We start from the raw sequence: 10966 nt of genomic DNA, 5'->3' as shown, positions 1-10966 counted from the left end.
AACGTTTCGCGGCGATGAAGACACTCTTAGGTCTCGCGCTCGGAACGGCGGTGCTGTGCGGCTGCCACGACGCGCCGCGCGACGCCGCGCCCGCGCCGCCGATCACCGCGGCGAAACCGGCGGAGCCGGCGCCGGCGCAGGCCGAGGCGCCTCCGGCGCCGGCGCCCACGCCGCAGCCGAAGCCCGTCGAGAAAGCGGAAGCGAAGCCGCCGGCCCCGGCAGCGGCGCCGCACGACACGTCGCTCCCCGGCGCGATTCCGCCGTCGCCGCTCCCCGATCCCAGCGCGAAGCCCGTCGACAAGCCGGTCGATCCGCTCCAGTGGCTGCAAGACAGCCAGGCCCGGCAGGCGGATTACAAGCGCAGGCTGGAGGACGCGGACGCGAAGCTCCAAGCCGCGGCCGTCACGACCTCGTCGTGGGAGAAGACGATCCTCGCCTTCAAGAACCCTTACCTTCCGCGGCCGGTGCTCTCGCCGGAGGACGCCGCCACGATCAAGGGGATGAACGGCATTCAGCGCGTCGAGTGGGCCAACGGCAAGCTCGCGGACGCGCGCACGGCGATGGACGATGCGAAGAAGGCGCTCGATGACCTCAAGGCGAACCCTCCCTTGAATTGACCGGTGGCGGGGACCTATGCTCCCCGTCGCGATGGCGCCGCTCCTCCTCGTCGAAGATCGCGACAGCCTCCGCGTGATGCTGCGGGCCACCCTCGAGGCCGCGGGCTACGAGGTGGAGGAGGCGGCCGACGGGACGGCCGCGGTCCGAGCGCTGGCGAGCGGGCGCTTCCTCGCCGTGATCACCGATCTCAAGCTGCCCGGCGCGACGGGGCACCAGGTGCTCGCCGCGGCGCGCGAGGCCGATCCCAACCTTCCCGTCATCATCATGACCGCCTACGGCACGGTCGAGGACGCCGTCGGCGCCATGAAGAAGGGTGCGTTCGACTTCCTCTCGAAGCCGGTCGATCCCGATCATCTCCTTCTGCTCGTGGAGCGCGCCGTCGAGCGCCGCGACCTGGCCCTGGAAAACGTCCTGCTCAAGAAGGAGTTCGCCGACAGGACCGGATTCCCGCGCATCATCGGCGAGGGGGAGGCGCTGATCGACGCCACGCGGCGGATCCAGAAGGCAGCGCCGACCGATGCGACCGTGCTCATCCTCGGCGAGTCCGGCACCGGCAAGGAGCTGTTCGCCCGCGCGATCCATCAGCTGAGCCCGCGAAGGCGCGGTCCGTTCGTTGCGATCAACTGCGCCGCGATTCCCGAGACGCTGCTCGAGAGCGAGCTGTTCGGCCACGAGCGAGGCGCCTTCACCGGCGCCACCGCGACCAAGCCTGGCCGTGTGGAGACCGCCGATCGCGGCACGCTCTTCCTCGACGAGATCGGCGATCTCTCGCCGGCGCTCCAGGCGAAGCTCCTGCGCGTGCTGCAGGACCGGACGTTCGAGAGGGTCGGCGGGACGAAGACGCTGAAGGTCGACACGCGCGTCGTCGCGGCGACGCATCGCGATCTCACCGCCGCGGCGGCAGAAGGCCGCTTCCGGGAAGACCTCTACTTCCGCCTCGCGGTCGTGACCGTCTCGATTCCGCCTCTCCGGGAGCGCGGAGCCGACGTCGAGGCGCTCGCAAGGCACTTCCTCGACCGCTTCCGTCGGGAGCTGGGCAAGGACGCCTTGCGCTTCTCGGCGGCGGCCGTCGCGACGATGCGCGCCTACCGCTGGCCGGGGAACGTGCGCGAGCTCGAGAACGCCGTCGAGCGCGCCGCGATCCTCTGCGAAGGCGAGACGATCGAGCCGGCGCACCTGGCCCTCCCCGCCGAGCGTCCCGCGCTATCGATCGATGCCGTCTCGAAGCTCTTCGACCTCTCGGGCTCGCTCGACGACGTCGCGGTCGCGGCGCGGGACCGCGTCGAGACGCTGCTCATCACGCGCGCGCTCGCGGAAGCGGCGGGCAACAAGACGCGCGCGGCGGAGCGGCTGGGCGTCAACTACAAGCGCCTCCTCGCACGGATCCGCGAGCTCGGCCTCGAGGACAAGCCACCCTCAGCGCAGCGCCGTATGGAGGCAGACGATGCCGCCCGAGAGGGTGTGCCAGCCGACTCCCCCGAATCCGGCGTCGCGGAGCAGCCCCGCGATCCGGTCCGGCTCGGGGAACCCCGCGATCGTTCGCGCTAGGTAACGATAGGGGCCTTCGCGCCCCGACGCGCGATCGCCGAGGCGCGGAACGACCGTGCGCAGGTAGAGGCCGTAGGCGCGCGAGAGGACCGGCCCCTCCGGCCGAGAGAACTCGAGGACGACGAGGCGGCCGCCTGGCGCGAGCACGCGGCGCATCTCGTGAAATCCAGCCGGCATGTCGTGGAGGTTTCTCACGCCGAACGCCACGGTGATCGCGTCGAACGCCCCGTCCGCGAACGGGAGCCGGAGCGCATCGCCGAGGACGACCGTCGCGCGTCCGTCGAGCTTCCGTGCCGCGCGCTCGAGCATCGGGCGGGAAAAATCGCAGCCGACGACGAGCCGCTCGGGGCCGGGGGCGCGCACGAGCGCCAGGGCCAGGTCGCCCGTCCCCGAGCAGAGGTCGAGGACCCGGGCGGGGGAGGCGAGGCAGGCCTCCCGTGCCGCCGCCTTCCGCCACCGGCGGTCGAGGCCGAGGCTCAGGAGACGGTTGAGAAGGTCGTAGCGGCGCGCGATTCCGCCGAACATCTCGCGGATGCGCTCCGGGTCGCGGCTGGTCTCGTCGGTCACGGCGCGGAGTATAAGGAAAGGGCGCCCTTGACACCCCTTTCATGCGTTGATATAAGGTTGCGTTCGTCTCCTGGGTCATGACTCCAGAGCTCGTTCGAGCGGGGGTTCGAGGTCTCTTCCGATGACGACGTACGTTCCGAAGCAAGGTGACGTGACGCGCGCGTGGTGGATCGTCGACGCGTCGGGAATGACGCTCGGCCGTCTCTCGACCGTCGTCGCCAGCCACCTCGCTGGAAAGCACAAGCCGATCTACACGCGCTACGAAGACACCGGCGATCACGTCGTCGTCGTCAACGCGGAGAAGATCAAGCTCTCCGGCCGCAAGCTCACCGACAAGATGTACCGACACCACAGCCTCTACCCGGGCGGCCTGAAAGAGATCGCCGCGGGCAAGCTGCTCGAGACGCGTCCCATCCGTCTCGTCGAGACGGCGATCAAGGGCATGCTGCCCAAGAACAGTCTCGGCAAGGCGATGGCGCGCAAGCTGAAGGTTTACGAAGGGCCGAAGCACCCGCACGAGGCGCAGCAGCCCAAGGTCCTGAAGGTCCCCGGCGCGATCCGGAATTGACCGGTTCACGAGGAGAGCGCTCTTGAGCGAAGCGATCCAGTACTACGGCACCGGGCGGAGGAAGACGTCGTCGGCGCGCATCTACCTGCGGCCGGGGCGCGGCGACATCACCGTCAACCGCAAGACGTTCGACGAGTACTTCCCCAACGAGATGCTCAAGATGATCATCCGGCAGCCGCTCGTCATCACCGAGACCGTCGACAAGTTCGACGTGCTCGTGCGCGTGGCCGGCGGTGGGCCGTCGGGCCAGGCCGGAGCGCTGCGCCACGGGATCGCGCGCGCTCTCCTCGAGTACAACCCCGAGCTTCGGGGCAAGCTGAAGGATGCAGGGTTCTTGACGCGCGACCCCCGGAAGGTGGAGCGCAAGAAATACGGTCGCCCGGGCGCGCGCAAGCGCTTCCAGTTCAGCAAGCGCTGAAGATCGAAGGAGGCTGTTCTTGGTTTCGGTCACGTTGAAGGAGTTGCTCGAGGCGGGCGCCCACTTCGGTCACCAGACCCGGCGCTGGAACCCGAAGATGAAGGAATACATCTTCGGAGCGCGCAACGGCATTTACATCATCGATCTCCAGAAGACGGTCAAGCTCTTCCGCGACGCGCTCGCGTTCACCGAGCGCCTGGCCGCCGACGGGGGCCACGTGCTCTTCGTCGGTACGAAGCGCCAGGCGCAGGAGACGATCGCAGAGGAAGCCGCGCGCGGGGGCATGAGCTACGTCAACCAGCGGTGGCTGGGCGGAACGCTCACGAACTTCGCGACGATCAAGAAGAGCCTCGCGCGCCTTCGCGATCTGGAAGAGATGGCCGCGGGCGAGCGCGATGCGAAGGTCACCAAGAAGGAGATTGCGCAGCTCGAGAAGGAGCGGACGCGTCTCGAGAAGACGCTCTCCGGCCTGAAGGGGATGGACTCCCTCCCCGCCGCCCTCTTCGTCGTCGATCCGTTCAACGAGAAGATCGCGATCGCCGAGGCGAACAAGCTCGGCATTCCGGTCATCGCGGTCGTCGACACGAATTGCGACCCCGAGCCGGTGCAGTACCCGATCCCCGGCAACGACGACGCGATCCGCGCCATCAAGCTCTTCGCGGGTCGCGTGGCGGACGCGATGCTCGAGGGCCGCGCCGTGTGGGACGCCCATCGCCGCGACCGCGAGGCGGAATCCGAGAAGAAGGCGGGGAGCACCCAGAACATCGCCGAGCGCGTGCGTGCGCGCGAGGCCCGTCGCGAGCGCCTGCGGGCGCAGGCGACCAAGCCGGCGCCACGCGGCGGCCGGACCCCCGGGCGCGCGCCGCGGGGCGCGGAAGCGGTCGAGGCCGTGACAACGGACGAGACCGCGGCCGACTGACATCGATCCGACGACAGGGAAAGCCCCGGTGCGGTCGTCGGCCGTGCCGGGGCTTTTTGACGAGATGAGGGACGAAATGGAGATCACGGCCGGAGTCGTCAAGCAGCTGCGCGAGAAGACGGGCGTCGGGATGATGGAGTGCAAGAGCGCGCTCGTCGAGGCCAAGGGCGACCTGAGCGAGGCCGAGAAGATCCTGCGCAAGAAGGGTCTCGCCGCGGCCGCTAACAAAGCGGGCCGCGCCACCGGCGAAGGCATCATCGCGACCGCCGCGTCGGCGGATGCCGCCGTTCTCATCGAGCTCAACTGCGAGACCGACTTCGCCGCGCGCGGGGCCGATTTCCAGGGGCTCGTGAAGGCCGCCGTGGACACCGCGCTCGCGAAGGGCGCGCCGACCGAGGGCTCGGCGCCGACCGACGCCGCGCGCGAAGCGCTCCTCGACGCGCCTTCGTCCTCGGGCCGGCCGCTCCGGCAGACGATCGGCGAGGCGGTCGGGAAGATCGGCGAGAACATGCAGCTCCGGCGCTACGTGAAGTTCCAGAAGAGCGCACCGGGCTCCGTGCTCGCGTCCTACATCCACACCGGCGGCAAGATCGGCGTGCTCGTCGAGGCGGAGTCGGCCTCGGGCCCCGTCGGCGAGGCGCTGCTCCGCGACCTCGCGATGCACATCGCCGCCGCCGCGCCCCGTTACGTGACGCGCGACGAAGTCTCGCCGAAGGTCCTCGCCGACGAGCAGGAGATCGCGCGCGACCAGGCCCTCAAGGCGGGGAAACCCGCGCAGGTCGTCGAGAAGATCGTCGCCGGTCGTATCGACAAGTTCCTCGGCGAGGTCACCCTCGTCGAGCAGGCATTCGTCAAGGATCCGGACAAGACGGTGAAGCAGCTCCTTGGCGACGGCGTCCGCGTCCGCCGCTTCGCGCGCTTCGTCCTCGGCGAAGGCCTGTAGGCGCGATGGCGGACGGCGGCCCGCTCCGCTACCGGCGCGTTCTCCTCAAGCTGTCCGGCGAGGCGCTGATGGGAACCTCGACCTTCGGGATCGATCCCGAGGTCGTGCGCGTCCTCTCCGACGAGCTGGCGGCGGTCCACGGGATGGGCGTGCAGCTCGCGCTCGTCGTCGGCGGCGGCAACATCTTCCGCGGCGTCAAGGCGGCCGCCTCGGGCATGGACCGCGTCTCCGGCGATCACATGGGGATGCTCGCGACCCTCATCAACTCGCTCGCGCTCCAGGACCAGCTCGAGCAGCGGGGGATCCAGACGCGCGTCCTCTCGGCCCTCGAGATGCGCCAGGTCGCCGAGCCGTTCATCCGGCGGCGCGCGATCCGTCATCTCGAGAAGGGGCGGGTCATCATCCTCGCCGCCGGCACCGGCAACCCGTACTTCACCACCGACAGCGCGGCCGCGCTCCGCGCGATGGAAGTCAAGGCCGAGGTGCTCCTGAAGGCGACCAAGGTCGACGGCGTCTTCGACGCCGATCCCGTCGGGAATCCCGCCGCCGTCAAGTTCGAGCGGATCGGCTATCGCGAGGTGCTGAAGCGCGGACTGAAGGTCATGGACGCCACCGCGATCTCGCTCTGCATGGACAACAAGCTGCCCATCGTCGTCTTCAACATCCGGCAGGACGGGAACATCCGCCGCGTGATTCGCGGCGATGCGATCGGCACTGTCGTCTCGGAGTCGCCATGACGGACAAGCAGGTCCTCGATCACGCCGACAAGAAGATGGCTTCGACCCTCCAGGACGCCAGGCACAAGCTCGCCGCGGTGCGCACGGGGCGCGCGTCGCTGGCGATGTTCGACGGCGTCATGGTCGATTACTACGGGACGATGACGCCCATGAACCAGGTCGCGAAGCTGTCGATCCCCGAGCCGTCGCTCGTCGTCGCGCAGCCGTTCGACCCGTCGGCGGTCGCCGCGATCGAGAAGGCGATCCTGGCCTCGGACCTCGGCCTGAACCCCGCGAACGACGGCAAGCTCGTCCGGATCCCGATCCCGGCGCTCACCGAGGAGCGCCGCAAGCAGCTCGTCAAGAAGGTGCATCAGCTCGGGGAAGAGGCGAAGACCGCCGTCCGCCAGGTCCGCCGCGAAGCGAACGACGAGCTGAAGAAGCTCCTGAAGGATGCGAAGCTCTCGGAAGACGATGCGCGGCGCGCCGAGGGCGACGTGCAGAAGCGAACCGACAAGAGCGTCGCCGACATCGACGCCCTCTGCAAGAACAAGGAAAAGGAGCTGATGGAGGTCTGACGACCTCCGCCGAACCGACGTGAGCCGCGCCTTCGGCATCGTCGTCGCCGCCGGGGCCTCGACCCGCTTCGGCGGGCGGGTCCCGAAGCAGTTCCTTCCCCTCGACGGAGAGACCGTGGTCGCGCGCTCCGTGCGGGCGATCGCGTCGTGTCCGGGCATCGACCGTGTTCTCGTCGTCCTGTCGCCCGAGGTCCTCGACGGTCCGCACGCCGCGGCGCTGCGCGACCTCGCCGCCGTCGTGCCGGGAGGCTCGACACGCATGCGGTCGGTCCTCGCGGGGGTCGAGGCGGCCGACGGCGCCGACCTCGTCCTCGTCCACGACGCCGCGCGGCCGTTCGTTCCGGCGTCGGTCGTTCGCGACGTGCTCGAGGCGGCGGCGCGCCACGGCGCCGCGATCCCCGCGCTTCCCGCCGGCGATACCGTGAAGCGCGAGGACGCCGGCGGGTTCGTGCTGGAGACGCTCGACCGCAAGGCGCTCCGGCTCGCGCAGACGCCGCAGGGGGCACGGCGCGACTGGCTCCTCGAGGCGCTCCGCTCCGCCGCCGCCGCCGGCGCCGAGGTGACCGACGAAGCCCAGGCGCTCGAGCGAGCCGGCCGGCGCGTCGCGATCGTGCCGGGCGCGGCGGAGAACGTGAAGATCACGACGCCCGATGATCTGCCGCGCGAGCCGGGATGGCGCGTCGGACACGGCTTTGACGTGCACCGGTTCGCCCCCGGGCGGCCGCTCGTCCTAGGAGGTGTCGCCTTTCCCGGCGAGGCCGGCCTCGAAGGCCATTCCGACGCCGACGTCGTCTTCCATGCCGCGATGGACGCGGTGCTCGGCGCCGCCGGGCTTCCCGACATCGGTCATCACTTTCCGCCGGGCGACCCGCGCTTCGCCGGCGCCGACAGCGCGCGCCTCGCCCGCGAGGTCGCGCGGGAGATCGCGGCCGCGGGATGGCGCATCGTCAACGTCGATCTCACCGTGCTCGCCGAGCGACCGAAGATCGCGGTGTCGGCCGCTGCGATGAAGGAGTCGATCGGCGCCGCGCTCGGCATCGCGCCGGCGGTCGTGGGCCTCAAGGCGACGACCCTCGAAGGGCTCGGCGCGCTGGGCCGCGGCGACGGGATCGCCTGTCACGCCGTCGCCCTCATCGGACGAGCGCGATGAGCGGGTCTCGCGTCCGGTTCGCTCCGTCGCCGACCGGCTCGCTCCATCTCGGGAACGCGCGCACCGCGCTCTTCAACTGGGTCGTCGCGCGCGCCAGCGGCGGGGCGTTCGTCCTGCGCATCGAGGACACCGACACCGAGCGCGAGCAGGAGGGATCCGAGGAGGGAATCCTGCGCGACCTCTCCTGGCTCGGCCTCGCCTGGGACGAGGGGCCCGGGGCGGGCGGATCGGACGGTCCCTACCGGCAGTCGGAGCGGCTCGACGGCTACGCCGCCGCCGCGGGGCGGCTCCTCGAGAGCAAGGCCGCGTTTCGCTGCTTCTGCGCGGGTGAAGCCGGCGAGTCGGGGCGCGCCGCGGGCCATCGCGATCCCTGCCGCGCGCTGACGGAGGCCGAGTCCGCGTCGCGAGCGGCCGCGGGGCAGCCGTCCGCGGTGCGCTTCCGCGTGCCCGCACGCGCTCCGGGCGGCGGTGCCGTCGTGCGCTTCGCCGATCGCATCCACGGGGAGGTCGCCGTCCCACTCGCGCAGATTCCCGACGCCGTGCTCGTGCGCCGCGACCTCCGGCCGACGTACAACTTCGCCGTCGTCGTCGACGACGTCGCGATGCGGATCGACCTCGTCCTGCGGGGCGACGACCACCTCTCGAACACGCCGCTCCAGGTCCTCCTCTACGCCGCGCTCGGCGAGCGGCCGCCGGAGTTCGGCCACTTGCCGATGGTTCTCGGCCCCGACGGCGAGCGCCTCTCCAAGCGGCACGGCGCGACGTCGGTCTCCGCGTGGCGCGAGCGCGGCGTCCCCGGCGAGGCGCTCGTCAACGCGCTCGCCCTCATCGGCTGGGCGCCGGCGCACGATAGAACGATCGTGAGCCTGGACGACGTCGTGCACGAGTTCGACCTCTCGAGGGTCTCGCGATCCGCGGGGATCTTCGATCCGGTCAAGCTCGAGTGGATCTCGGCGCAGCACATTCACGCCATGCCGCTCCCGCGGATCGCGCGCGAGGTCGGGGAGGCGCTGGTCCGGTCGGGCCGGCTCGAGCCGGCCGCGCTCGGGACGGCGGCCGCGTGGGTCGCATCGGTCGCGGAGTTCCTCCGTCCGGCGCTGTCGCATTTCGACCAGGTGCCGGCACTCGTCGAGCCGGTCTTCCATCCGGGCGGCGCTCTCGGTGACGACGAGCGGAAGATCCTCGCGGACCCGCCTGCGCGAACGGTCGTCGAGGCGCTCGCCGCCGCGGTCGCGAACGGTGTCGCCGATTGGCCGGCGATCAAGGCAGGAGTCCAGGGCGCCACCGGGGCGAAGGGGAAGGCGCTCTTCCAGCCGATCCGGATCGCGATCACCGGCCGCGCCCACGGACGCGAACTCGACGGTATCGTCCCCCTCGTCGCCCTAGGGCACGGCCGCCTCCCCGGCGCGGTACCGTCGCTTCCCGAACGCGTCGCCAGGACGCTCGCGGAGATCGAGTGAAGCGAAGGGAGGAGGAGGCCGAGATGCTCTACGGCCTCCATCCGGTTCTCGACGCGGTCGAAGGTGGGCGCCGGACGATCGACCGCATCCTCGTCGCGCGCGAGCACGGAGGGCGCAACCTCGGGCGTCTCCTTCGCGCGGCCCGAGGCGCCGGGATTCCCGTGACCTATCTGCCGAAGCCGGTCTTGGCGCAGAAGGCGGGCCGCGAGGCGAGCCATCAGGGGGTGGCGGCGTTCGTCGCGCCGGTGGCCTACGCCGCTCCCGGCGATCTCGTGGCCGCCGCCGTGAAGGGGCGGCGCCTGCTCGTCGCTCTCGACGGCATCGAGGATCCGCGGAATCTGGGGGCGATCGTGAGGACCGCGGCCGCCGCCGGGGCGGATGGGATCCTCCTCGGGGTCGATGCGACCGTCGGCCTCACCGCGACAGTCGCGAAAGCGGCCGCTGGGGCGCTCGACCGGCTTCCGGTCGCACGCGAACCGAAGATGGGTACCCGCCTTGTGGAATTGAAGGCTCGGGGGTTCCGGGTCGCGGCCCTCGATCCCAGGGGAACGACGGCGTGGACCGCCGCGGCGTTCCGGGGTCCGCTCGTGATCGTCGCGGGCGGCGAGGGTAAGGGGCTGAGGCGGGGACTCCTCGACGCCGCCGACGAGCGGGTCGCCCTTCCGCTCTCTGCCGGGGTCGAGTCGCTCAACGTATCGGTCGCCGTCGGAGTCGTCCTCTATGAGGTCCTGAGGCAACGCGCGAACCCGGAAAAGTCGGAAAACGCGCCACCGCGTCTTGAAAGGCCTTGACCCCACTGATAACATCTGCCGTTTGTCGAAGTTGCTGGCGTAGCTCAGGGGTAGAGCAGCGGTTTTGTAAACCGCCGGTCGGGGGTTCAAATCCCTTCGCCAGCTCCACGGAACGGGGTCGTTCCGCGGGGCTCGGGAGGGGTCTCCAAACCGGCTGACGAGAGCGTGCGGCGCGTGGAGAGGTTCCCGAGTGGCCAAAGGGAGCAGACTGTAAATCTGCCGGCTTATGCCTTCGAAGGTTCGAATCCTTCCCTCTCCACCAGCAAGCGTGAGGCGGGAATCGGACGGCGTTCGAGGGCGGGAATAGCTCAGTTGGTAGAGCATCAGCCTTCCAAGCTGAGGGTCGCGGGTTCGAGTCCCGTTTCCCGCTCCAGGCAGGCAGTGCGAGAGGCGGAGGATCGAAGGCGCAAGCGGGCCCATGTAGCTCAGTCGGCAGAGCGCGTCCTTGGTAAGGACGAGGTCACCGGTTCAAATCCGGTCATGGGCTCCAGCCCGCGAACGGCGATCGAGCGCGCACCCGGATGCGCGACGGGGAATTGAGGAAGGAGCAGCGATGGCCAAGGAGAAATTCGATCGTTCGAAGCCGCACGTGAACGTGGGGACGATTGGTCACGTGGACCATGGGAAGACGTCCTTGACTGCGGCGATCACGATGACGCTCGCGAAGCGGAGCAATGGGAAGGTAGCGGT

General features: G+C 70.1%; 12 protein-coding genes, 4 tRNA genes and 1 pseudogene. 16 read left to right on the top strand and 1 reads right to left on the bottom strand.

Features of this window, described 5'->3' with window-relative positions; all coding sequences use genetic code 11:
• Window positions 1–14: 14 nt before the first annotated feature.
• Together VFV19_11365 and VFV19_11360 are read left to right on the top strand one after the other, a co-directional pair.
• Window positions 15–617 carry a hypothetical protein gene (locus VFV19_11365; protein HEX4824897.1) on the top strand — a complete coding sequence of 201 codons (603 nt, stop codon included), beginning with the start codon at window positions 15–17 and terminating at the stop codon, window positions 615–617.
• A gap of 16 nt (window positions 618–633) precedes the next feature.
• Window positions 634–1998: pseudogene (locus tag VFV19_11360) on the top strand (sigma-54 dependent transcriptional regulator).
• 36 nt (window positions 1999–2034) lie between these two features.
• Here VFV19_11360 and VFV19_11355 read toward each other — a convergent pair.
• Window positions 2035–2733: a ubiquinone/menaquinone biosynthesis methyltransferase gene (locus VFV19_11355; GenBank protein HEX4824896.1), complete on the bottom strand. Its 699-nt coding sequence runs from the start codon at window positions 2731–2733 to the stop codon at window positions 2035–2037.
• 121 nt (window positions 2734–2854) lie between these two features.
• Here VFV19_11355 and rplM point away from each other — a divergent pair, with 121 nt between their 5' ends.
• From rplM to VFV19_11285, 14 genes are all read left to right on the top strand, one after another.
• A complete protein-coding gene (gene rplM, locus VFV19_11350) occupies window positions 2855–3301 on the top strand; it encodes a 50S ribosomal protein L13 (protein ID HEX4824895.1) in 447 nt (148 codons plus the stop codon).
• A 22-nt stretch (window positions 3302–3323) separates the two neighbouring features.
• Window positions 3324–3719, top strand: coding sequence for a 30S ribosomal protein S9 (gene rpsI, locus VFV19_11345; protein ID HEX4824894.1), 396 nt, complete (start codon window positions 3324–3326; stop codon window positions 3717–3719).
• Between the two features lie 19 nt (window positions 3720–3738).
• Window positions 3739–4638 carry a 30S ribosomal protein S2 gene (gene rpsB / locus VFV19_11340; GenBank protein HEX4824893.1) on the top strand — a complete coding sequence of 300 codons (900 nt, stop codon included), beginning with the start codon at window positions 3739–3741 and terminating at the stop codon, window positions 4636–4638.
• A 76-nt stretch (window positions 4639–4714) separates the two neighbouring features.
• Window positions 4715–5581: a translation elongation factor Ts gene (gene tsf, locus VFV19_11335; GenBank protein ID HEX4824892.1), complete on the top strand. Its 867-nt coding sequence runs from the start codon at window positions 4715–4717 to the stop codon at window positions 5579–5581.
• A gap of 5 nt (window positions 5582–5586) precedes the next feature.
• On the top strand, window positions 5587–6318 hold the full coding sequence (gene pyrH, locus VFV19_11330; GenBank protein ID HEX4824891.1) for a UMP kinase: 732 nt from the start codon (window positions 5587–5589) through the stop codon (window positions 6316–6318).
• Window positions 6315–6875, top strand: a complete 561-nt coding sequence (gene frr / locus VFV19_11325) for a ribosome recycling factor (protein ID HEX4824890.1) — start codon at window positions 6315–6317, stop codon at window positions 6873–6875. Before pyrH ends, frr begins: the two co-directional genes overlap by 4 nt.
• Window positions 6876–6894: 19 nt before the next feature.
• Window positions 6895–8025 (top strand): 2-C-methyl-D-erythritol 4-phosphate cytidylyltransferase, encoded by a 1131-nt coding sequence (gene ispD, locus VFV19_11320; GenBank protein ID HEX4824889.1) that lies wholly within the window; start codon window positions 6895–6897, stop codon window positions 8023–8025.
• Window positions 8022–9485 (top strand): glutamate--tRNA ligase, encoded by a 1464-nt coding sequence (gene gltX / locus VFV19_11315; protein HEX4824888.1) that lies wholly within the window; start codon window positions 8022–8024, stop codon window positions 9483–9485. The genes ispD and gltX overlap by 4 nt, the downstream gene beginning before the upstream one ends.
• A complete protein-coding gene (rlmB, locus tag VFV19_11310; protein HEX4824887.1) occupies window positions 9482–10276 on the top strand; it encodes a 23S rRNA (guanosine(2251)-2'-O)-methyltransferase RlmB in 795 nt (264 codons plus the stop codon). Before gltX ends, rlmB begins: the two co-directional genes overlap by 4 nt.
• 33 nt (window positions 10277–10309) lie before the next feature.
• Window positions 10310–10384, top strand: a tRNA-Thr gene (locus VFV19_11305).
• Between the two features lie 68 nt (window positions 10385–10452).
• Window positions 10453–10538 (top strand) — tRNA-Tyr (locus VFV19_11300).
• A 35-nt stretch (window positions 10539–10573) separates the two neighbouring features.
• Window positions 10574–10649: transfer RNA gene (locus VFV19_11295), tRNA-Gly, on the top strand.
• A gap of 41 nt (window positions 10650–10690) precedes the next feature.
• Window positions 10691–10766 (top strand) — tRNA-Thr (locus VFV19_11290).
• 63 nt (window positions 10767–10829) lie between these two features.
• Window positions 10830–10966 (top strand): GTP-binding protein (locus VFV19_11285; protein ID HEX4824886.1); only part of this gene is annotated, 137 nt, incomplete at its 3' end.

Source organism: Candidatus Polarisedimenticolaceae bacterium, from assembly GCA_036275915.1.
In the GTDB taxonomy this organism is placed as follows: Bacteria; Acidobacteriota; Polarisedimenticolia; order Polarisedimenticolales; family DASRJG01; genus DASRJG01.
Note: the sequence above shows the minus strand (reverse complement) of the source record. Positions and strands in the feature narration are given on the sequence as shown.